20 protein-coding genes are annotated in these 21,746 nt (G+C 72.2%); 11 read left to right on the top strand and 9 right to left on the bottom strand.

All coding sequences use genetic code 11. The features are described 5' to 3' along the window. Window positions 1-68: 68 nt before the first annotated feature. Window positions 69-707 (bottom strand): TetR/AcrR family transcriptional regulator, encoded by a 639-nt coding sequence (locus ABD369_RS18135; protein WP_344637468.1) that lies wholly within the window; start codon window positions 705-707, stop codon window positions 69-71. Window positions 708-836: 129 nt separating this feature from the next. On the opposite strand from ABD369_RS18135, the gene ABD369_RS18130 reads away from it, so the two are divergent. Continuing rightward, complete coding sequence (locus ABD369_RS18130; RefSeq protein WP_344637467.1) at window positions 837-3,095, top strand: MMPL family transporter; 2,259 nt, start codon at window positions 837-839, stop codon at window positions 3,093-3,095. A 131-nt stretch (window positions 3,096-3,226) separates the two neighbouring features. After that, window positions 3,227-4,504, top strand: a complete 1,278-nt coding sequence (locus ABD369_RS18125; RefSeq protein WP_425557653.1) for a PP2C family protein-serine/threonine phosphatase — start codon at window positions 3,227-3,229, stop codon at window positions 4,502-4,504. A gap of 192 nt (window positions 4,505-4,696) precedes the next feature. Here the strand turns inward: ABD369_RS18125 and ABD369_RS18120 are convergent, their stop codons facing one another. The 4 genes from ABD369_RS18120 to ABD369_RS18105 all read right to left on the bottom strand — a co-directional run bounded on the left by ABD369_RS18120 (window position 4,697) and on the right by ABD369_RS18105 (window position 8,430). Continuing rightward, window positions 4,697-7,039, bottom strand: a complete 2,343-nt coding sequence (locus ABD369_RS18120; RefSeq protein WP_344637465.1) for an FdhF/YdeP family oxidoreductase — start codon at window positions 7,037-7,039, stop codon at window positions 4,697-4,699. A 134-nt stretch (window positions 7,040-7,173) separates the two neighbouring features. Next, complete coding sequence (locus ABD369_RS18115) at window positions 7,174-7,998, bottom strand: SGNH/GDSL hydrolase family protein (protein ID WP_344637464.1); 825 nt, start codon at window positions 7,996-7,998, stop codon at window positions 7,174-7,176. Further along, window positions 7,970-8,218 carry a hypothetical protein gene (locus ABD369_RS18110; protein ID WP_425557651.1) on the bottom strand — a complete coding sequence of 83 codons (249 nt, stop codon included), beginning with the start codon at window positions 8,216-8,218 and terminating at the stop codon, window positions 7,970-7,972. Before ABD369_RS18110 ends, ABD369_RS18115 begins: the two co-directional genes overlap by 29 nt. Further along, window positions 8,215-8,430, bottom strand: a complete 216-nt coding sequence (locus ABD369_RS18105; RefSeq protein ID WP_344637463.1) for a hypothetical protein — start codon at window positions 8,428-8,430, stop codon at window positions 8,215-8,217. The genes ABD369_RS18110 and ABD369_RS18105 overlap by 4 nt, the downstream gene beginning before the upstream one ends. A 642-nt stretch (window positions 8,431-9,072) precedes the next feature. On the opposite strand from ABD369_RS18105, the gene ABD369_RS18100 reads away from it, so the two are divergent. The 3 genes from ABD369_RS18100 to ABD369_RS18090 all read left to right on the top strand — a co-directional run bounded on the left by ABD369_RS18100 (window position 9,073) and on the right by ABD369_RS18090 (window position 11,700). Continuing rightward, window positions 9,073-10,716: a helix-turn-helix domain-containing protein gene (locus tag ABD369_RS18100; protein ID WP_344637462.1), complete on the top strand. Its 1,644-nt coding sequence runs from the start codon at window positions 9,073-9,075 to the stop codon at window positions 10,714-10,716. 225 nt (window positions 10,717-10,941) lie between these two features. Then, on the top strand, window positions 10,942-11,322 hold the full coding sequence (locus ABD369_RS18095; RefSeq protein WP_344637461.1) for a peptidase M23: 381 nt from the start codon (window positions 10,942-10,944) through the stop codon (window positions 11,320-11,322). A gap of 12 nt (window positions 11,323-11,334) precedes the next feature. Next, window positions 11,335-11,700, top strand: coding sequence for a peptidoglycan-binding domain-containing protein (locus tag ABD369_RS18090; RefSeq protein WP_344637460.1), 366 nt, complete (start codon window positions 11,335-11,337; stop codon window positions 11,698-11,700). 214 nt (window positions 11,701-11,914) lie between these two features. Here the strand turns inward: ABD369_RS18090 and ABD369_RS18085 are convergent, their stop codons facing one another. Further along, window positions 11,915-13,558 carry an MFS transporter gene (locus tag ABD369_RS18085; RefSeq protein WP_344637459.1) on the bottom strand — a complete coding sequence of 548 codons (1,644 nt, stop codon included), beginning with the start codon at window positions 13,556-13,558 and terminating at the stop codon, window positions 11,915-11,917. Here ABD369_RS18085 and ABD369_RS18080 point away from each other — a divergent pair. Then, window positions 13,488-14,579, top strand: a complete 1,092-nt coding sequence (locus ABD369_RS18080) for a PP2C family protein-serine/threonine phosphatase (RefSeq protein ID WP_344637458.1) — start codon at window positions 13,488-13,490, stop codon at window positions 14,577-14,579. The genes ABD369_RS18085 and ABD369_RS18080 overlap by 71 nt on opposite strands. A gap of 147 nt (window positions 14,580-14,726) precedes the next feature. Here the strand turns inward: ABD369_RS18080 and ABD369_RS18075 are convergent, their stop codons facing one another. Next, window positions 14,727-15,227 (bottom strand): DUF6328 family protein, encoded by a 501-nt coding sequence (locus ABD369_RS18075; RefSeq protein ID WP_344637457.1) that lies wholly within the window; start codon window positions 15,225-15,227, stop codon window positions 14,727-14,729. Between the two features lie 292 nt (window positions 15,228-15,519). On the opposite strand from ABD369_RS18075, the gene ABD369_RS18070 reads away from it, so the two are divergent. Together ABD369_RS18070 and ABD369_RS18065 are read left to right on the top strand one after the other, a co-directional pair. Beyond that, window positions 15,520-16,200: a hypothetical protein gene (locus ABD369_RS18070; RefSeq protein ID WP_344637456.1), complete on the top strand. Its 681-nt coding sequence runs from the start codon at window positions 15,520-15,522 to the stop codon at window positions 16,198-16,200. A gap of 395 nt (window positions 16,201-16,595) precedes the next feature. Next, the gene (locus ABD369_RS18065) at window positions 16,596-17,054 is read left to right on the top strand and encodes a DUF5709 domain-containing protein (protein ID WP_344637455.1); all 459 of its coding nucleotides are present in this window, start codon (window positions 16,596-16,598) and stop codon (window positions 17,052-17,054) included. Between the two features lie 77 nt (window positions 17,055-17,131). Here ABD369_RS18065 and ABD369_RS18060 read toward each other — a convergent pair whose 3' ends face one another. Beyond that, window positions 17,132-17,356 (bottom strand): DUF397 domain-containing protein, encoded by a 225-nt coding sequence (locus ABD369_RS18060; protein ID WP_344637454.1) that lies wholly within the window; start codon window positions 17,354-17,356, stop codon window positions 17,132-17,134. Beyond that, window positions 17,353-18,177 carry a helix-turn-helix domain-containing protein gene (locus ABD369_RS18055; protein WP_344637453.1) on the bottom strand — a complete coding sequence of 275 codons (825 nt, stop codon included), beginning with the start codon at window positions 18,175-18,177 and terminating at the stop codon, window positions 17,353-17,355. The genes ABD369_RS18060 and ABD369_RS18055 overlap by 4 nt, the downstream gene beginning before the upstream one ends. A gap of 195 nt (window positions 18,178-18,372) precedes the next feature. On the opposite strand from ABD369_RS18055, the gene ABD369_RS18050 reads away from it, so the two are divergent. The 3 genes from ABD369_RS18050 (at window position 18,373) to ABD369_RS18040 (ending at window position 21,567) form a co-directional block, all read left to right on the top strand. Next, on the top strand, window positions 18,373-18,906 hold the full coding sequence (locus ABD369_RS18050) for an ATP-binding protein (RefSeq protein WP_344637452.1): 534 nt from the start codon (window positions 18,373-18,375) through the stop codon (window positions 18,904-18,906). After that, window positions 18,903-19,217, top strand: a complete 315-nt coding sequence (locus tag ABD369_RS18045) for a hypothetical protein (protein WP_344637451.1) — start codon at window positions 18,903-18,905, stop codon at window positions 19,215-19,217. Before ABD369_RS18050 ends, ABD369_RS18045 begins: the two co-directional genes overlap by 4 nt. A 214-nt stretch (window positions 19,218-19,431) precedes the next feature. Beyond that, the gene (locus tag ABD369_RS18040; protein ID WP_344637450.1) at window positions 19,432-21,567 is read left to right on the top strand and encodes a GAF domain-containing SpoIIE family protein phosphatase; all 2,136 of its coding nucleotides are present in this window, start codon (window positions 19,432-19,434) and stop codon (window positions 21,565-21,567) included. Window positions 21,568-21,746: the final 179 nt, after the last annotated feature.

Here is a 21,746-nt window from a genome sequence, read left to right as displayed (position 1 = left end):
GGCCGGGCCTCCGGTCCGGGGTGGACGTCGTCCACGGATCGCAGGCGGCTGGTACGCGGTGGCGGCGGTCACGGGTGGTCGGCTGCGGCCAGCAGCGCGTGCACCGTCGCCGCCATGGTGCGGCGGGCCGAGTCGACGTCCAGCCCGGCGACGCTGCGCCAGTGGTGCCAGGTGCTCCAGGTGGTGACCGCGTCCAGCCCGTTGAGCAGGTCGCTTCGACGGTCCTCGGGCAGCCGGTCGAGTTCGACGGCGAAGATCTCGGTCAGCCGCTGCCTGGCGAAGAGCAGCATCTGCTGGACGACCTGCTGGACGCGTTCGGACGGGTCCTCCAGTCGCATCACCGCCAGCCGGGTCGGGGTCAGCCAGTCCAGGATCCGTGCGCGCTGTTCGGCGAGCGCCGCCACCCGTTCGTCTCTCGGACCCTCGGTCGGCAACGGCCTGACCTGGGCGGCGAGTTGGTCCAGTCGGCGGTTGATGGCGGTCTCGGCGAGCTGGGCCATGTCCTCGAAGTGGTGGAACACCAGGCGCCGTGACACTCCGGCGCGTTCGGCGATGCGCTCCGCCACGAACCGCGACTCGCCCTCGTCCAGCAGGGACAGCATCGCATCGGCGATCTTCTCGCGGGTCTGTCGCCCGCGCTCCGTCCGGCCGTCCGTAGCACGGCCCTCCGGGGCACGGCCGGTCGCGGCCTGAGCCGACTGCTTCACCTCGGGTCCTCCGTCCTCTCGTTGACATTGTTGCACTGTGGATGCAACCGTAATGCTGCACGCCAAGTGCAATTAGTTCACTGACGGGGGCGCGGTGCGTCCACCGCCGCAGGAGAGGGCAATTCGCCGATGTTCATGACGGTGGGGCGCTGGTGCGCCCGCAGACCGAAGCGGACCGTGGCCGCGTGGCTGCTGCTGATCGCCACCGCGATCGCCGCCGTGACCTGGTACGGCCGGGTCACAGTTGAGGCGGTGTCCATCCCGGGCAGCGACAGCCAGGCCGCGCGGGACATCGGCGACGCGTTCTTCGCAGGCGCCCCGTCGGGCAAGCAGCCCGTCGTCCTGCACACCGGCGCCGGTGCCGCGCCGCTGACCGCGCCGGATCCGGCCGCGGCCGTCCAGCAGGCGGCCGGGGCCATCGCACGGGTGGACCACGTCGTCGCGGTCACCACGCCGTACGACCCGGCCGGCCGGACGGCCATGAGCTCGGACGGCCACACGGCCTATCTCTCGGTCGAACTAGACGTCACCGGGCGGGACGTCACGCCGGAGATCACCCGGCAGATCGTGGCCGCGGCCCGGCCCGCCGCCCAGGCCGGGATCGAGGTCACCCCCGGCGGCAACCTCGCCACCGCGGCGGACCGGCACTCCACCGAGTACAGCGAGGTCATCGGCCTGGCGACGGCGTTCGTCATCCTCGCCGTCTCCTTCGGCGGCCTGGTCGCGGCCGGGCTGCCGCTGGTCGCGGGGGTGATCGGGCTCGGCGTCTCGCTCTCCGTGCTCGGGCTGGTGGGGCACCTGATCGACATGCCCTCCTCGGGCACCACCATCGCGGCCATGATCGGCCTCGGCGTGGGAATCGACTACACCCTGTTCTGCCTCTCCCGGTTCCGCGAACTGCGCGCGGCCGGCGTGGGCATCGAGGACGCGGTGGCCCGGACCACGGCCGGATCGGGCAAGGCCGTGGCGTTCGCCGCGAGCGCGGTGGTCGCCGCACTCGCGGGCCTCGCGCTCGGCGGCCTGCCACTGCTCTACGCGCTGGCCCTGGCCCCGGGCATCGCGGTGCTGGTCGCCCTGGCGGTCAACCTCACCCTGCTCCCGGCCGTCCTGGCCCTGCTCGGGCGCAGTCTCACCCCGAAGGCGGCCCGCCCCGGCGGTACGGGGAGCCCGGCCGGCGAGGCGGAACGGGCAGCAGCACAGGCCGCCCCCCGGCCCCGCGGCTGGGCCCGGATCGCGGAGCACGTCGCCGCCCGGCCCTGGCGCGGCCTGCTGGCGGGCCTGGCCCTGATCGGCGTCCTGGCCGTTCCCGCGACCCAGTTGAGGTTCGGGCAGCTCGACGCCGGCTCGAACGCCGTCGGCACGAATGGCCGTACCGCGTACGACCGACTGGCCGCCGCCTTCGGTCCCGGCGTGAACGGCACCCTCCAGGTGGTCGACACGCTCCCCGCCCGCGCTGCCGGTTCCCAGGACAGCCGCGTCGCCGCCGTCACCCGGGCGCTGCAGGCCACCCCGGGCGTGGCGTCCGTCGGCCCGGCGCAGCTCGGCTCCGACGGTACGCACGTCCGCTGGGTGGTCACCCCTGCCACGGCACCCTCGGACCCCGGGACCGCCGCGCTCGTCCACCGGCTGCGCGACGACACCTTGCCGCACGCCACGGGCGGCACCGGCCAGGTCACCCACGTCGGAGGCACCCCGGCCGCCCAGGTGGACCTGAACGACCGGCTCGCCCGGCGGATGCCGCTGGTGGTCGCCTTCGTCCTCACGATCGCCGGACTGCTGCTCCTGCTGGCCTTCCGCTCACCGGTCGTCGCGGCGAAGGCGGCCGTGATGAACCTGCTCTCGGTCGCCGCCGCCTACGGCATCCTCACCGCGATCTTCCAGTGGGGCCGGGGAGCCACCCTGATCGGGCTGGACGGCCCGGTCCCGATCCCCGGCTACGTGCCGCTGCTGATGTTCGCCGTGCTCTTCGGCCTCTCGATGGACTACGAGGTCTTCCTGCTGACCGCCGTCCGCGAGGCCTACCTGCGCCACGGTGACAACCGCCGCTCGGTGGTCAGCGGCCTCGCCGGGACCGGGCGGATCATCACCTCCGCCGCCCTGATCATGGTCAGCGTCTTCCTCAGCTACCTGCTGTCGGACGACCCGGTGGTGAAGATGTTCGGCATCGGCCTGGCCACCGCCGTCGCGCTCGACGCCACGATCGTCCGCGGCGTCCTCGTCCCGTCCACGATGGTCCTGCTCGGAACCGGCAACTGGTGGCTGCCGGGCTGGCTCGACCGCCTGCTGCCCCATGTGGACATCGAGGGCGACGGCCACCACGACGGCCCCGCTCCGCAGCCTGGCGAGCCCGCTCCCGCGGCCCGGCCCGCCGGAGTCGGTGCGGCCTGATCCGCGTGGCGGGTTCGCCGGAGGAGGGCGCCGCGCGGGTCGGGGCCGGGCCGGGACCCGCAAGTCCCGGCCCGGCCGGAGGTCAAGGGCGCAGGGTGGAACACTGGATCGCCGCGAGGCAGGCTGGACGCATGCGGTCGATCTCCCGCTCAGCCCCTCGACCGGGAGCCGGTGGTCGCGGTCACGGCCGGCTCTTCGCCGTCGCACAGTGTGTGCCGTTCGCGATCGCGCTGGTCGTGGTGGGCATCGAGCTCTCGCCCGCGCACTTCGTGTACACCGGCCCGCTGCTCACCGCGACCCCGGCGCTGGCCGCGGTGACCATGGGCCCCAAGGGCACCGTCGCGGCGGCGGGTGTCGCGGTGGCCGTCAGTGTGACCACCGCCAGCTACAACCAGGCCTGGGGCGGCCAGCAGGTCTATACCAACCTGCTGGCCATCCTCCTGGTCTCCGCGGCCAGCGTCGCGGCCAGCAGCGCGATCAGTGCCCGGCGGCAGAGCGAGCTGGACCAGGTCCGCCGGATCGCCGCGGCGGCGCAGCGGGTGCTGCTGAGACCCGTGGCCACCCGGTTGGGCCCGGTGCGGGCGGCCAGCCTGTACCTCGCGGCCGAGGAGGGGGCGCAGATCGGCGGGGACCTGTACGAGGCGGTGCAGACCCGGTACGGGGTCCGGATGATCGTGGGGGACGTCCGGGGGAAGGGGTTGCCGGCCGTGCGGCTGGCCGCGGCCGTACTGGGTGCGTTCCGGGAGGCCGTGCACTACGAGGACGACCTGGTGGAGGTGGTGAACCACTGTGCGGCCGCGCTGCAACGGGAGTTCGCCATGCCGAGTGTGGCCGGCCTGGGCGACGCGGGCGATCAGACCGAGGACTTCGTCACCGCGATCGTCGCCCAGGTCTCCGACCGGCCCGTGGTCGAGGTGGTCAACCGCGGCCATCCGCCGCCCCTGATGCTGCGCGAGGGCAGGGTGCAGGCACTGATTCCCGGTTCACCGCTGCCGCCGCTCGGCCTGGAGGGCTTCATCACCGGTCCTCCCGCCGAGCCGGACAGCTATCGCTTCGCGCCCGGCGACCGGCTGCTGCTGCACACCGACGGCGTGATCGAAGCCCGTAACCGCGACAACGACTTCTTCGCCCTGCCGCAGGCCATGGAGGCGGAGGCAGCGATGCGGACGTGCACCCCGGCGGAGTTCCTGGAACGGCTGCACCAGGGCCTGATCAGCCACACCGAGGGCTGTCTGGCGGACGATGTGGCGATGATCGTCATGGACCGGCTGGACGAGGAGAGCGGGGAGCGCGCCGGCGCGGCCACGACCTCGGTGGGCGTGGGGCAGGACTGCCGCGCCGTGGACGGCGGAGTGCCCGAGACCGTCGCGTCCTGGTCGTCGGACCCGGTCCGGGCACGCCGGCGGTGAAGCGGGCCGGGCACGGATGCTTTGCCGATCCCGGGTTCTGCCGATCCCGCGTTCCGCCGGTCCCGGGTTCTGCCGATACCGGCCGGGGGCGGTGCCGTGGAAGTGCCCACCGCCGGTCCAACCCGCTGTTTCGGTCCCGCCGTTCGGGCTCGACCGCGTACGCGCTCCGCCGCGGCGGCGGCCCGGGCGCGGTCAGGTCCGACCGGGGGCCGGTCCGCCACCTGCGGGTTCGACGCGGATCACGATGGACTTCGTCGCCGGCGTGTTGCTGATCTCGGCCGTGGAGTCGAGCGGCACCAGCACGTTGACCTCCGGGTAGTAGGCCGCGGCGCAGCCGCGCGGGGCCGGGTACCGGACGGCGCGGAAACCGCTCGCGCGGCGTTCGCCGTCGGGGTAGACGCTGACCAGGTCGACCAGGTCGCCGTCGTGCAGGCCGAGGTCGCGGAGGTCGTCCTCGTTGAGGAGGACGACGCGCCGGCCGCCCTTGATGCCGCGGTAGCGGTCGTCGAGCCCGTAGACGGTGGTGTTGAACTGGTCGTGCGAGCGTACGGTCGTCAGCAGCAGGTGCCCTGGCGGGACTTCGACCGAGGTCGGCGGGTTGACGGTGAACCGGGCCCGGCCGGTGGGTGTGTTGAAGGTGCGGGAGTCGTGCGGGCCCCGGGGGAGCATGAATCCGCCGGGCTGCCCGGCCCGCTGCTCGAAGGCGTGGAAGCCGGGGACGACGTGCTCGATGTGGCGGCGGATCACGGCGTAGTCGTCGCGCATGGCCCGCCAGCCGAGTTCGTCGCCGAAGAGTTCGTGTCCGAGGTCGGCGATGATCGCGACCTCGCTGCGCAGGTGCGGTGATCCGGGCAGCAGGCGGCCGCGGGAGGCGTGCACCATGGCCATGGTGTCCTCGACCGTGACGAACTGCTCACCGGAGGCCTGCCGGTCGCGTTCGGTGCGGCCGAGGCAGGGCAGGATCAGCGCCTCGGTGCCGTGGCACAGGTGGGACCGGTTCGGTTTGGTCGACACGTGGACGGTCAGGCCGCAGTTGGCCATCGCGGCCTCGGTGACCGCCGTGTCGGGGGTGGCCGAGACGAAGTTGCCGCCGAGGGCGAAGAACACGTCGATCCTGCCGTCGCGCATGGCCCGGATCGAGTCGACGGTGTCCAGGCCGTGCGCGCGGGGCGGATCGAAGCCGAATTCGTCGCGGAGCCGGTCCAGGAAGGCGTCGGGCATCTTCTCCCAGATGCCCATGGTCCGGTCGCCCTGGACGTTGCTGTGCCCTCGGATCGGTGCGGGACCGGCACCGGGACGTCCGATGTTGCCGCGCAGCAGAAGGAAGTTGACGATTTCGCGGATGGTGGCGACCGCGTTGTGGTGCTGGGTGATCCCCATCGCCCAGCAGACGACGATGCTGTCGGCGTTCAGCACGTCGGCCGCGCAGTCCTCGATCCGGTGCCGGGACAGGCCGCTCATCGTTTCGAGCCGCCGCCAGTCCAGCGCGCGCCAGCCGGTCGCGGCCGCCTCGAAACCCTCGCAGTACCGGTCGATGAAGTCGTGGTCGAGGGTGCTGCCCGGCCGGGAGCCCTCCCGGTCGACCAGGACGCGGTTCAGCCCCGCGAACAGGGCGAGGTCGCCGTTGATCCGCACCGGGAGGTAGCGGTCGGCGAGCCTGGTGCCCGGCCCGGCCAGTCCGCGTACGGTCTGCGGGTTGTGGAAGCGGCCGAAGCCGGCCTCGGGGAGCGGGTTGGCGGCGATGATCCGCGCGCCGCGGCGCTTGGCCTGCTCCAGGGCGGTGAGCATCCGGGGGTGGCAGGTGCCGGGGTTCTGGCCCACCAGGATGATCAGATCGGCGTGGTCGGTGATGTCGGAGAGCGTCACCACGCCCTTCCCGATGCCGATGGTCTCCGCCAGGGCCGCGCCGCTCGACTCATGGCACATGTTGGAACAGTCCGGCAGGTTGTTGGTGCCGAGCCGGCGGGCCAGCAACTGGTAGAGGAAGGCGGCCTCGTTGCTGGTGCGGCCGCTGGTGTAGAAGACGGCACGGTTCGGGTCGGCCATGGCGCGCAGGCGGGCGGCGGTGAGCGCGAGCGCGCGCTCCCAGGAGACGGGTGCGTAGTGCGTCGCATCCGGGGCGAGGTACATGGGCTCGGTCAGCCGGCCCTGTGACTCGAGCCAGTGGCCGTCCCGCTCGCGCAGTTCCGCGATCGAGTGCGCGGCGAAGAACTCGGCGCCGACGCGCTTGCGGGTCGCCTCCCAGGCGACGGCCTTCGCGCCGGTCTCGCAGAACTCGGCCCTCTTCCGGTGCTCCGGAGCGGGATCGGCCCAGGCGCAGCTCGGACAGTCGAACCCGGTCTCCTGGTTCAGCGCGAGCAGGGTCCGCAGGCTCCGCCCGGGTCCCATCTCCGTCAGCGAGTACCGCGCCGTCTCGGCGATGCTGTGGATCCCGACGCTCGACTTCCCGGGGCCCGAGGACTTCGGGACCTCGCCGGACGGGGCGCCGCTCGCCGGGCCGGTCGGGACGGCCGGTTCGGCCGGTTGCTCAGCCATGGCTGCCTCTCCGTCCGTTACGGGCCCATCGTAGTCGGGGGGACGGCGGCGTGTGCCGCTCAGTCGGCCGTCCAGGGTGAGGAACCCCGCGGCGCGGGCGGGCGTCCGTGCCCCCGCGAGCCGGGCCCCGTGGCTCACCGCGGTAGACGCGCCAGGGCGAGGTTGGTGGCCCGGGAGGACTGGACGTCGAGGTGGGCGGTGGTACGGCGGAGGCGGTGGAAGGACTCGGCGGCGGCGAGCAGCAGCAGTCCCGGGAGCAGGTCGGTGCAGCGTGCGACGACCCACCGGGTGCCTCGGGTCGCCATCCACCACAGGTCCGCGGTGCGGCTCGGCGCCCGGGTGAACGGCTCGGCGAGCGGGGCCGGGCCGAGCTGGTGCCCGGCCGCGGCGAGCAGTGCGTGGAAGTCGCGGGCGATCAGCTGGTGGCCGCCCGCGCTGGGGTGCAGCCGGTCCACGCTCAGCAGGGCGCGCTCGGTCTGCCAGGGCAGCTCGGCCAGGTGCAGATGGACCGTCCGGTGGCGCTCGGAGAGCTCGTGCACCACCGTGTTGAGCGCCCGCATCCGCCGGGCCAGCGGGTCGGCCAGCGGCTGCGGGAGGCGCAGCAGCCGGCCGGGGTCGGGGAGGCAGGCGGTGAGCAGCTCGGCCGAGCCGGCCCGCAGCGCGCCCATCGCGGTGTCCAGGTGCCGCGCCGTCCGGCCGATGTCGAAACCGGCCCTGAGCGTGTCGTTGCCGCCGACCACGAGAGCGGCCAGATGCGGGCGGAGCTCCAATGCCGAAGGCAGTTGACGCCCCGTCAGGTCTTCGGCGAGCGCACCGCTCCGGGCGAGGTTGTGGAACTCCAGCGGACCGTCGGACAGTGCCGGGGCCAGTACCGCGGCCCAGCCTCGCCAGCCGTCCGGCACCGGATCGCCCACCCCCTCGGTGAGTGAGTCACCGAGGGCCGCGAACCGCACGGTCATCGGACGCGACCGGCCGGTCGCGGTGCGCCGGACCCGGCAGGGTGATGACCCGGCCGTGATCGGTCCACTCGTCGCTGTGCCGGGCGCCGGGCACGACCAGTACCGGTTGGTGCCCGGCCGCCAGATAGCCCGCGCCGAGGTGCTTCAGGGCGGTGCGCAACCCGCCGGAGACCGGGGTCACGAAGTTGGCGACCCGGACGATGCGCAGCGCGGACCTCATGCGGGCTGCTCCTCGGGGAAGGCCGGTGCCGGAGCCGTCGGCAGTGCCGGTGAGGCGACGGACAGCGCCGTGCCGTGGTGTGCCGCGAGGGCCAGCCGGTAGTGCTCCAGCAGCCGGTCGCCGACGCTCTCCCAGGTGCGGGCCGTCACGTCCGCCCGCCCGGCCCGGCCGTAGGCCGCCCTACGGGCCGGGTCCGCCGCGAGCTCGGTCACCGCCCCGGCTGGTGGCCGCGGCGGACCAGGTGCTCGGCGGTCTGCAGAACACTGTGGGCGACGCCGTTGACCTCGGGCGGGAACGACTCGGTGACGATGGCGACTCGCATGCCCCTGTTGTTTCCGGGCGGAGCGAGCAGCCAGCCAAAGGGATCTTTCGTATGTGCGAACGGAATCCAGCTATTCGACCGGAGTCCGCAGGGCGGGGAAGCCTGCTGGTCGACGGATGCCAGCCGGTCGACGGCGGCCGTCCGGCCAGACGCTGCCCGATCGATCGGTGACCTCCCGGTGCCGGTGTCCGAATCACCTGTTCAGGGACTTCAGGACCACGGGACCGGCTGCTTGGGTAGCAGTTGGTGGTCCGTGGCGACGCAAGGTGGCTGGAGGCTGTGGGTGTCCGATGAGGAAGTCCCGGAATCCGGATCTCCGGATTCTGGAGCAATCTCCGAGTCGCATGCGGACGGCATGGAGAAGTCGGCCGCGAGCAAGACGGAAGAGGACAGGAAGGGCGGAAAGCGAAAGTACCTGGACACCTCCAGTAAATGGGTGTCGCTGGTGGCCGCGATCTCGGCCCTGATCCTTTCTCTCTACAATTTCGTCGGGCTCCATTCGAGTCCGGATGTCAGCGTTACCATGCCGAACATGATCCGCCTGCTCAGCCTTGCGAACCAGGCGGTGATCATCGCACAGCCTGTCATCTCCGTCTCGAACGAGACCGAGAACACGGAGACCGTGACCGGGCTCGTCCTCCACCTGCGGCGAGAGGGATCCACCGCTCCGCAGGGCCAGGTCGACTTCCTCTGGTACGCGGACGGCCACTGGCAGAGCGACGTCGCGACGCAGAAGAGCTTCTGGGTCGAGGACGAGGACGCCGGTGCCTTTCTGCTGGCGAAGGACAAGCCGTGGACGAAAATCATGTCCTTCCGTGCGGACGGCTGGTCCTTCCTACCGGGAAGATACGATGCCACGCTGACGGTGAACCGGGCGACGACGTCGGTGCCTCTCGAGGTCCGTTGGTGCCTGCTGCTCACCTCCGGGGGTGCCGATCAGATCAATGTGCAGCACGCCTATTTTCCCATCCGGAAGGACTGGCCCGGGAGTTCAGGGCCGAAAGACCAGCAGTCCTGCTACCGGGGGGAGCCGACCGGCGCTTCCCGGGGCACGTCCTTGGGCGCCGCCGCGCAGAGCGGTGCGCCGACGGCCGCGGGCAGCAGCCGACCCGGTGCGACCGGGGCGGCGGCCGGCCCGGGGCCGCCGGGTTCCCGGTGGTGCCCGAGGGGCGGGGTGACGGTGGTGTGGCATGGCTCTCGGCGCAGGTCGGCGGGCTGCCGGCCGGGCGGTCGGCACCGGGAACCATCGCGGTGCGGATGGCGTGTACATCGCGTGACAGCTACCGACACCGACCCGCGTCCGCGTGCCTGTCCACTGGGTACGTGGGAGACCGCGTTCGCACTTCCCCACCCCCGGCTGAGGCCCGGGGTGATCGGATACCGGGGCTTGAGACTCGCCTTCGACCGTCCGCGCCGCCGACTGGAGGCGCCCGTAGGGGCGGCGACGCTGCTACTCGCCTTCGAGGACCACCCCATCACCCTGACCCGACTCGGGCGTCAGCGGCCGCCCGTGACCCTCGTCTCCGTACTGTCCGGGCTGTCCACGGGCCCGATGCTGGCCGTGCACGGCGGGCGGTTGTGCGGTGTCGAGGTCAACTTCGCGCCCTGGATGGCGTTCACGCTCCTCGGACTGGACCAGCACGAGCTCGCCGGGGGACCCGTCGACCCGTTCGCCCTGCCCGGAGACCGGATCCGCGCCCTGACCGACGCGCTCGCCGAAGCCCCGGACTGGGAGGCGCGGTTCGAGCTGCTCGACAGCACCCTCCAGCGGTGGGCCCGCCGCGGCCCGTCGCCGGCGCCGCAGACCGTACGGGCCTGGGCCGAGCTGACCCGGACCGCGGGGACGGTGCCGGTGCCACGACTGGCCGACGAAGTCGGCTGGAGCGTACGGAAGTTGGAGAATTGCTTCCGGGAGCAGATCGGGCAGCGGCCGAAGGCGGCCGCGCGCGTGCTGCGGATCCAGCGTGCGCGCCGACTGCTGGTCTCCGGCGAGCGGGCTTCGGTGGTCGCGGCGAGCTGCGGGTTCTACGACCAGGCCCATCTGTGCGGCGAGTTCAAGGCGATGACGGGCTGCACGGTGCGGACGTTCATGGCGGAGCGGGCCAGGGACCACGGCGGCCCGCCGATGGTGGACCGGCTGCCCGGTGAGGTCACGAGCCTGGTCCTGGCCGGCTGAGGCCGGTGCCGGCGCCGATGGGCGGCACCGAAGAGCGGTGCCCGGCGGTGCCGGGATGCGGCCGGCCCCAACAGGCGCCCGGCGCCGAGGCGATGCGACTCCTCGGATGCGATCAGTCCGCTTCCGTGCGTTTTCTTCCAAGACGGCGGAGCGGCCGGCCCGGCAGGCTGTTCTGCGGGGGATTCACCCAGCACAGCGTCGTCATGAACGGGGGAGAGAGACGACATGTCCGTACCCAAGCGCACCCTGATCGCGACGGGCGTCGCGGCCATCAGCGCGGCCGCGCTCCTGATGGCACCGACGGCGGCCCAGGCCGCCGAGCACCAGACGGCCCCGACGCACAAGACGGTGTACGTCACCGGCACCAACGTGCACCTGCGGGAGTACCCGCGGACCAACGCCACCATCCTCGCCACCGTCTCGCACCAGTACCTGTGGGACTGGTGCCAGACCAACCGGAACACCACGCCGGTGCAGAGCCCGAAGGGCGGCACCAACAGGTGGTGGAGCAAGGTCACGCTGGTCGGCGGCAGCGACATCGCGTACGTCAGCAACGTGTACCTGCAGAGCAGCGGTCAGAAGATCGCCGGCGTCCCGGACTGCTGAGGGAGGCCGACGATGTTCCGAACGGGTCGCACACTCGCCGTGGCGGCGGCCGCCGCCCTGCTGTCCGTGGTCGGCTTCGCCGGGGCGGCCGACGCGGCCACGCCGAGCGCCGCCGCAGCCGCCGCACCCGGGGCGGTGTCCCCGCGGGCCGCCTGTGCCTTCTACGACGGCCGCGCGCTGACCGTCTACGGGGACCACGGGCCTCGGGTCTCGCAGGTCCAGTGCCTGCTGGCGAACCGGAAGTACCTGCCGTGGAGCGGGGTCGACGGGAAGTTCGGCAGGACCACCCTCGCCGCCGTGAAGAAGTTCCAGGCGAAGAGCCATCTGGCCGCGACCGGCAGGGTCGACACCAGGACCTGGGCGGCGCTGTACCACTGACGCTCGCCGCCCGCACCCGCTGAACGGCGGTCGCGGGAGAGCACGTGACGGGCCGGACCCCGGACGGGGCCCGGCCCGCCAATGCTGGGCGATCGGCATCACGAGCCCCGTACCGTCGGAGAAGCAGATCCTGCCGCAGCCACTGACATCGCGATCGGGGGCCTGCCGGCGCGGCTTCGGTTCGGCGGCGGTCCGGGCCTGCCCAGGAGTGCCGTCAGCCGGCGGGCTGCTGGGGGGTGCCCGGGCGGACGGCGGCATCGGCGGCGGGGCCGGCCGGAACGGGTGCGCGGTGGCCGGCCGGGGCGTGGGGCAGCCGGCGGACGGTGCCGGAGAGCAGCGGGGCCACGGCCGCGACCAGGTAGACGAGTCCGGCGGTGGTGGTCACCCGGAAGCCGCCGAACCTGTGGGCGAGCGGACCGACGCAGAGCTGGCCGATCGGGATCGCGACGTAGGAGAGCAGGTCGTCGTAGGAGGAGACCCGGGACAGCGCGTGCGGGGGAACGTGTTCCTGCAGCGAGGTGTCCCAGCCGACGGCGGCCACGGCGGAGCCGAGACCCGCGACGAAGGCACCGGCGATCAGCCAGGGACTGTGCAGATGCGCGCCGAGCACCAGCAGCGGCAGGGCCCCGAGCGCGCTCATCAGCTGTCCGAGCCGCAGCAGGTGCCTGACCACCAGCCGGTACATCAGGGAGCTCATCACCAGCAGGCCGAGCCCGCGGGCGCTGAGCACGAATCCCCAGGTCGCCTCGCCGCTGAGTTCCCTGGTGAGCTCCGGCCCCAGGATCTGCCAGGTTCCGGTCTGCACCATGTTGATCAGGCAGAAGGTCAGGGAGACCACCCAGACCCAGCGGATGCGGCGGAACTCCGTCCAGCCGTCCCGGATGTCGGCCGCCATGGTGGTCTTCCGGGGCGCGTCCACCCGGCCGACGGGGGACAGACGGGTGAGGCACCCGGCGGCGACGAGGTAGGTCACCGCGTCGAAGGCGATGGCCGGGCCGCTGCCGACGACCACCACGAGCACCCCCGACAGGCTCGGCCCGAAGATCTTCGTGGCGTTGCGCATCGACCCCAGCAGTGCGTTCGCCTGCTGGAGCCGGTCCCGGTCGACGAGTTGGGGGACGATGCCGCGCAGCGCCGGTGTGGTGAACGCGGCCAGCACACCGTTCAGGAACTCCAGCGCGGCCACCAGGGGGAGGGAGTAGTGGCCGGTCAGCAGCAGTGCCGCGACGCCGCCCTGGGTGAGGGCCGAGCCCAGGTTCGCGGCCACCAGCACCGTGCGCCGCCCGAACCGGTCGGCCGTGGCGCCGCCCACCAGGAGGAACGCGAGCAGTGGCACCATGTGGGCGGCGAGCACGATGCCGAGGTCACCGGTACTGCCCGAGGCGTTGAGGACCGCGAAGGCGAGCGCGACCGGGGCCATCGACGTGCCGAGCAGGGACACCAGTTGGCCGGTGAAGAACCAGCGGAAGTCGGTCTGTCGCAGAAGGGAGAGGCGCACGGGCCGAAGTCTCCAGGGTTGCCGGGCGGGCCGCCATCGATTTCGGCGGGGGAGCCGGGCATGTCGCCCGCCGCAGGCGGATCCGCCGTCCTCGTCGGGGTAGCGGTCCCTCCCGGCTCCGCGCGGTACCCGATCCGCCCGGACTGCTTCGGCCGGGTCCCCGCGCGCGGCCCCGTACCCACCAGGCCGGATGTCCTCGCGGGAATCCTGTCGCGGAAGCGCGGCAGGCGATTGACTGTGGAGGGGGAACGGTTCGGCCGAGGGGCGAGCGGGACGGAAGGGCAGTCCGGTGTTTGATCTCCTGAAGGACGGGGCGCGGTTTCGGCCGCGGCTCCTGCCCAAGTGGTCGCGCAGGCTCACGGCCGGCGGCTACGCGCTGGTCGCGGCAGCCGTGGTGGCGGATGTTTTCACCGGGACCGGAGTCACCCTCGCCCCGATCCTCGCCGCCCTTCCGGTGCTGGCCGGAGTGGGTACCCGCCGGGTTTCGGACCCGCTGGTGGCCGGGGCGGGCGCCGTCGTCGCCGTCGCGGCCCTGGCGCTCTACGACGTCGATGTGCCGGACGTCGTGATGCTCACCGCGGCCGTCACGGTGGCCGTGATCACCTTCTTCAGCTGCGCCAACGTGATGGTGGTGACGGCGCAGGAACGGGAGCTGGCCAGGGTCCGCACGGTCGCCGAGGCCGCGCAGCGGGCACTGCTGCGACTGGTTCCCCGGCGGATGGGGCCGCTGGTGGTCGCGGTGCGCTACGTGGCGGCGGAGGCCGAGGCGCGGATCGGCGGGGACCTGTACGAGGTGATCCGGACGCCGTACGGCGTGCGGCTGCTCCTCGGCGACGTGTGCGGCAAGGGCCTGGCCGCGGTGGAGACCGCCGCCGACGTGCTCGGGGTGTTCCGCGAGGCCGCGCGGGCCGAGCCGGACCTGGCGGAGGTCGCCAAGCGGCTGGACTCGGCGCTGGCGCGCCGCCCGGTGAGCGAGGAGTTCGTCACGGCGGTGCTGGTCGGCATCCCCGACGCACCGGGCCCGGCCACCGTGGTCAACTGCGGGCACCCGCCACCGCTGCTGTGCCACGACGGCGAGGTCAGCGAGGTCGACCCGCCCGTCGCGGCACCGCCGCTCGCCCTGCTCGACCTGGTCGGCGGGGACTACTGCGCCCGGTCCTTCACCTTCGAACACGGCGACCTCCTGCTGCTGTACACGGACGGCGTGGCCGAGGCCCGGGACGCGGCCGACCGGTTCTACCCGCTGGCCCAGCGCCTGGCCGTCCTGCCGCACGGCGAGCCGGAGGCCCTGCTGGACGAACTGCTCGTGGACGTACGGGCGTACGTCGGTGCCGGACTGAGCGACGACGCGGCTCTGCTCGCCATCCGCCGGGAGCGGTGAGCCGGCCCCGGCGGCCGGCTCCCGCGCCCCGGCGGGGCCGGACCGATGCTGCCGTGCCGGCCGGTGCCGGCCTGCGGCGGAGTCGCGGACGGCCGTCGGGGCCTGAGCCGTGAGCGCCGCCCCGGTCCCGTTAGCGTTCGCGACGGGTCACGCGTCCGGGGTCCGTTCACGGCGCAGCGCCCAGGGGAGCAGGAACCACAGGACGGCGAACATCACCATGCTCACGCAGGTGATGGCGGCGGCGGCCGCGCGGCCGAGGACCACGTCCATCAGCAGCAGGACCGCGCCGTTGAGCGCCAGCGCGAGGAAGCCGAGGCCCACCTCGGTGAAACGGGTCGACAGGTCGACGATGCGGCGCTTGGCGCCCCGGTGGAACAGGCCGCGGTGCAGTGCCACGGGTGTGGACAGGACGGCGGCCGAGACGAGGGTCAGCAGGAACGTCACGACGTAGAGGGCCTGTTGGGTGCGGTCGAGCCGGGTGAAGCGCTCCGTGAACGCCATACCGAGCAGGAAGGCGAGGAGGATCTGCACACCGGTCTGCACCACGCGCAGTTCCTGCAGGAGTTCGATGAGGTTGCGGTCGGCTCGCTGCTCCGCTGTTTCGGGGCGTGGGCCGGCAGGCTCCGGCGGTGTGTGCGGTGTCGGCATCCCCTTACTGTCCATCCAGCGCCCGGCCGTGCGTTCGCGCCGCGCCGCACGGCCGTACCCGGGCCCCGAGCGCCGCGCGGGCAGCCCGGCGTTGCCGGTCGGCGGCCGTCCCGAGCGCCGATGCCGACGTGGCGGAGGACACCGGTGCGCAGACGAGGGCCTCTTGCGCTTCGTCGCCGGTTCGGTACCGTCGGTGGTGGTGTGCCGGGAAGTCTGGTCGGCGGCAGGGTCGCGGCTGCCTCGCCGAGCCTCGGCGGCAGCGGTCGACAAGGTTTCGACCAGTGGAGGCGCCATGGGCGTCATCGTCCCGATCGTGCTCTTCGGCTGCCTGGCCGCGCTGGTGCTGGGCGCCCCGCGGTTCGGTCCGTACCGTGAACGGCGCCGCGCCGGGGCGGTCTCCAACCTCCTGACAGGCAGTCATGCGTTCCGGCCCCGGCCGGAGTTCGGGCTGGAGCAGCTGCCGACGACGCCGCCGTTCCACTACGGGACGTCGCGGCGGCTCGCCGGTCAAGTCACCGGCGAGGTGGACGGGTTGCTGCTCACGTGGTTCTGCTACAGCTGCCGTGAGAACGGCTCGACCCACGTGTACGGAGTCGCGAGGGTGGAACTGTCGGTGCCGCTGGGCGAGGTGGAGGTGCGGCACGAACCCGCGTTCCACTCCGTGCGGGTGGTCGAGCCCGTCCCGGACTCTCCGGTGCCCACAGGGGTGGCCGCCTTCGACGGCCGCCACCGGACCTACGCGCGCGATCCGCACCACGTCAGGACGGTACTGCCGGCCGCCGCGGTCCGCGAACTGCTCGCCGCGCCCGAGCCGTTCAGCTGGCGGGTGGCCGACGGCGAGCTGCTGCTCTGGCGTTCCGGCGGGTGGTCGTCCGCGGCGGCGCTGCTCGGCTGCGTGCGGGCCGTGACCGCCGCTCTCCGCCCGCGGCGGGAGAGCGTCACCGCGTTCCACGCCGATCGGCCGGACCGGTAGCGTCCGCCCACCGCGGGGACCGGACCGCGAGCGGCAGGGCCGCCTCGTCGACCGCAGGCCGGTCTCGACCACGGTCCGGTGACGGGGCGGCCACCGGCCGGTCACCAGCCGTTGCCGCGTGGGCGGCCGGCGGGGGGAGCGGCGCGAGCCGGTACGAGCCTGCGGCGCGGGCCGTGGCATGGGACCCTGTAAGAGACGTCCGTTGTACGGGCGGTCACCCCGCCCGGCGGGTGCCCGCTGCCGATGGGCTGGGGCCGCGGTGTCGGTGCGGCAGCCCCCCGTCCGGCCGCGCTGCGGTGGGGCGGACCGACAGCTCGGACACCCGCCGGTCCGCACGGTCGGTGGTGGACACCACGGCCGGGCGGTGGGGGCCCTGGCCAGCGAAGGAGAGTCTCATGCCGGGCGACGAGTTGATGGGCGACGAGGTGTACCAGCCCAACGGCTCCGAAGTACAGGACGACATCGGGCCTCTGGAGCCGGAGGACACCCTGGTCGACCGGGGCCTGGAGTCGGCACTCGACGAAGGCTACGCCCCGCCGGAGCGCCCGCTCGCCGTGGAGCGCCACGGGACCACCGCCTCCGAACAGCACGACCGCGAGAGCCTCGAAAAGCGGCTGGCGGCGGAACTGCCGGAGGTCACGGCACCTGACAGCAACGGAATCGGCGACACCTCCGGCACTGATCCGGAGCCGATCGATCCGGAGGCGGGCGACCGGCGGAGCGGGAGGCTGGTCGCGGCCACGGACGCGCGCAGCGACATGATCGCGGAGGATGTCGGCATCTCCGGTGGCGCCGCGACGGCCGAGGAGGCCGCCATGCACACCACCGACGACCCGGAGGCACTCGACTGGTGAGCGTTCCGCTCCTGGCTCTGCCACAGCCCCGGTCGGATGGTCCCTGCCGGGGCTGTCTGGCGCTTTCGACTGGTCGGTCAGCCGGTCGGGAAGTCCCCCGCCTTGATCCCGGCGACGAACGCCGACCATGCGTCGGTCGGGAAGACCAGCACGGGGCCGTCTGGATTCTTGGAGTCGCGCACTGGCACAAGGCCCGACGTTGCCAAGGCCCGCGAGAACTCGACACATTGTCCGCCGTTCGAGCCGCTGTATGACGACTTCTCCCATGTGGCGCTGTCTATTGGGTTCCGAATTGCGATCATTGCAGATAGTCCTTACTGAGCTTCTCGATGAACTCTAGTGAGTCATCGGGGGCAAGTGCGTGCGACCGCAGGCGGTCATAGTTTTCGGAAAAGCTTCCCATTGTTTCCGATGATTGGTAGAGCTTTCCACCCTGCGGGTCTTCCACGTACAACACCGTAGGCGCGTTATCGAACGTGAGTAGTGTGAACGGGAGCATGTGAGCCGCCACTGCCCCTGCCGAGAACGGGATCACCTGAAAATCCACGCAGGGAGACTCCGCCGATTTCATGAGGTGCATCAACTGGGCAGCCATCACTGACCGGCCGCCCACCACGGTTCGCAGGCACGCTTCGTGAAGCACAACCCAGAGCATGGGCGGGTTCTGCCGCTCCAGGATCTCGCGGCGAGCGATGCGCGCCATCACCTTGGCCTGTACCGCTTCCAGCGAGTGGCGGGGGTGCCCGGCTCGGAAGATGGCGCGCGCGTAGTCTTCCGTCTGAAAAATCCCCATGATGCAGGTCGCCGAAAAATCAAGGATGCGCGACGCCTTCCGTTCGAGCTGGAGATACGGGATGAACCATGAGGGGTTGTCGCCGTTCTGGACCAGCTCTCGCAGGCGGGTGAAGAGACCACTCGTTTGGAAGACGGTGTCACATTTCTGGGCGAACGCCTCGGAGGGCATCATCACGCCCTTCTCGACCTTGCTGACGTACGCCTCCGAGTAGCCGGAGGCCAGCCCGAGGCCCTTTTGTGTGATCTTGCGACCGCGCCTGATCTCTCTGACCTCCACTCCGAACCGCTGCAACGGAGTCAAGTACTCGGATCGTTCTTCCTCCGCCACCCCTCTGACCTCCCCTTATGGCAGTACAGCTAGGTCCGGAACTTGCGGCAAATCTTGACTGATCACTCGTCAAGTTCTTTCAGGGTACCGCGGCCGTGGTCTAGTGATGCCACTCAGTAACCGGCCGGAACGATGGACCCCGGCGACCGTGCGACCGGTCCCGGGGCGTGGCCAACCTGGAGAAAGCAGGCAGACATGCATGACTCTAGCGACCTTCCGTGCGCGGAAGCGATCGAGGTGCCGGAGCGGCTTGATCGGCCGCTGACCGTGGCGACTGAGCGCTCGGCGTGGCTGCCGCGACACCGGAAGTCGGGAGGCGTGGCGCGGCGGTTGCTGCGCGGGTTCCTTGCGGACATGACCGATGGGGAACTGTACGTCGCCGTCGGCGAGTTGGTGTTGACCGAGCTGGTCAACAATGCCGTGCAGCACGGGCGTACGTCCCCCGGTCGCTTGATCTTCGTGCGGTTCGATCTGTCGCCGGGGGCGTTGCGGGTAGAGGTTCACGACGCGAGCAACGACCGGCCGACCGTGCACCGGGCGGGTGTGGATGACGAGTGCGGCCGGGGGCTGTGGCTGGTCGATCAGCTGTCGGTGCGCTGGGGCTGCCGTCCCCGTGCGGGCGGGGTCGGCAAGGCGGTGTGGTCGGTCGTCGGTCCGGCGGCCGCCGCCCGGCCCTCGACCGCGCCGGCACAGGAAAGCAGCGGTGTGTCGAGGATGGGTGAGTCATGACGGACACGGAGAGCGCCGGCACGACGCGGGAAGCGGGGACGGACTTTCCGTACCCGGTCATGGTCGAGATCAAGGGCCTGACGCGGACGGCCACGTTCACCCGGCTCGCCGACGCGGTCGCGGCGGTGCGGACCACCCTTGCCACGCTGTCGCTGGACGACGCCCACGCCGCCTACCTCGCCGAGCAGTTCGCGCCGGAAGCGGTCGACCGCATCGGCCGCCAGCTGGCCAAGGTCGGCATGGTGCGGTCCATCGCGTTCGTCGGGATCAACGCCCACCCGATCTACATCCGGCCGGCGGCGAAGCGGTGAGGCAGGCGAAGCGGTGAGGCAGGGGCAGGGGCGGCCGCGTTACCTCGGGGAGACTTCCGTCGCTCGTGGTGGCGATGGGCCGCCCGGGCGCGACCGCGCCGAGGGTGACGTCCTCGCCCGCCGTACGGGACATTCGAAGCCGTCGGCGCGAATATGGGAACAACGAGGCCGTCGCGGGCGCACCTCGTCGGCTGGAGGCAAGGTGATCGCGGTGGTGAGTACGTCGTCCGCACTCTCCCGGCCCGGGACCACCGGGGTGCAAACGCCTGCCGACGGCGACCTGGGTGCGCTGGCATCGGCCCTGCGGTCGGGTGCCACCCGGCTCGGCGCGCACATCGGCGGACTGTACCTGCTCTCGGACGACCTGCAGGTGCTCCAGCTGGAGCTCACGCTGGGCGCGGGACGGCAGTTCATCCGACCCTGGGTACGCATCGGCCTGGCCGCGCCGATCCCGGTGGCCGACGCGGCGCGCGACGGCCGCCTGGTCTGGGTCGGCGGCGCGGCGGAGATGGCGCGGCGCTATCCGCGGGTCGCGGTGAGCATGCCCTATGCCTTCTGCCTCGCGGCCATCCCGCTCACCGCGGGGCAGCGCGTTTACGGCGCGGTGTTCCTGATGTGGCCGGCCGGCCATCCCGCCGAACTGCCGGCCTGGGAGCACGACGGACTGATGGAGCTCGCCGAGGACCTGGTCGGCGTACTGGAACGGGCGGACCACGCCGGCCGGCCGGTCAGGCCCGGACCGCGGCCGATGGCGGTCAGCACCGAACGGAGCAGCGGGGTCACCGCGATGATCTCCCGGTTGCCCGACGGCATCTGCGCCATCGACCAGCGCGGTGTGCTGACCATCGTCACCGAGCGAGCCGTCGAGCTGCTGGGGGAGCCCGCCGACCGCCTGCTGGGCGCCCGGCCCTGGACGGTGCTGCCCTGGCTCCGCGACCCGGTGTACGAGACCCGGTACCTGGCGGCGGTGATGAGCGGGCAGCCCATGTCGTTCGTGGCGCTGCGGCCGCCGGACCGGTGGCTGTGCTTCCAGCTCTACCCGAACGTGTCCGGGCTCACCGTGCGCATCACCGACGCCGAGGTCGCCCAGCAGGACCTGCCGGACGCCGAGGTGGTCGTCGGACCCGCCGTACCCACCCGGGCCGGGGTGCTGTACCACATCCTGCACCTCGCCAGCGCGCTGACCGAGGCGGTCAGCGTGCAGGACGTGGTGAGCATGGTCTCCGAACAGATCGTGCCGGCCTTCGGCGCCCAGGCGGTGGCCGTGCTGATGACGGAGAGCGGCCGGCTGCGCATCGTCGGTCACCAGGGCTATCCGCCGGGCCTGGTCGACCAGTTCGACGCCACTCCGCTGACCGCCGCCACACCGGGAGTGCAGGCGCTGACCGACCCGGCGCCGGCCTTCTACGAGAACCGGGCGGAGCTGGAACGGCTCTACCCGGGCCGCCGGGAGACCCAGGACGCCATGGCCGCCTGGGCCTATCTGCCGCTGGTGGTCTCCGGCCGGCTGATCGGCACCTGCGTACTGGCGTTCGCCGAGCCGCACTCCTTCACCGTGGACGAACGCGCCGTGCTCACCGCGCTCGGCGGCCTGATCGCCCAGGCCCTGGACCGCGCCCGGCTCTACGACACCAAACTCCGGCTCGCCCAGGGACTCCAGGCGAGCCTCCTGCCGCACGCCCTGCCGGTCGTTCCGGGCCTGGAGAGCGCGGCCCGCTACCTCGCCTGCACCGACGGCATGGACATCGGCGGCGACTTCTACGACCTCATCCGCATCGACCGGGACACCGCGGCGATCGTCATCGGCGACGTGGAGGGCCACAACGTCAACGCCGCCGCCCTGATGGGGCAGATCCGGACCGCCATGCACGCCTTCGCGACGGCCGACGCCGATCCGCGCACCGTGCTCGCCCGCACCAACCGGCTGCTCTTCGAACTGGGGACCACACTGCTGGCCACCTGCGCCTACCTGAGGGTCGACCTGTCCCAACGGCAGGTCTGGCTGGCGAACGCCGGACATCCCCCGCCCCTGCTGCGCGCTCCGGACGGCCGGGCGCGGGTGCTGGATCCGCGGGGCGGTCTGGTGCTGAACGTGGAGCCCGACGCCGACTACCCGCTGACCCGGATCGGCCTGCCGGTGGGCACCACCCTGGCGCTGTTCACCGACGGCCTGGTGGAGAAGCCCGGTGCCGACATGGACCGGATGCTGAACGGCCTGACCGCGACCTTCGCCCGCTGCGGAGACGAACCGCTCGAACGGGTGGCCGACGAGCTGATCGGCCACGCCGGGCAGGCCGGCCACCGCACCGACGACGTGGCGCTGCTGCTGGTCCGGTCCGTCGCCCGTTGAACCGGCCCGTCGCCTGTCGTAGCGGAAGGGGGTACGCCGATGAGGGCCCGGTGCGTGTGCACCGGGCCCCCATCGGGTCACTGGAGCCTGTGGGTCGGCTTAGTACCAGTGGTGGGCGGCCCACCAGGACCAGGCGGCGTTCGGGCTGCCGTAGCGCTCGCACATGTACTTGTAGGCCC

Source organism: Kitasatospora cystarginea (assembly GCF_039533515.1).
Lineage (GTDB): Bacteria > Actinomycetota > Actinomycetes > Streptomycetales > Streptomycetaceae > Kitasatospora > Kitasatospora cystarginea.
This window is presented reverse-complemented; position numbering and strand designations above follow the sequence as displayed.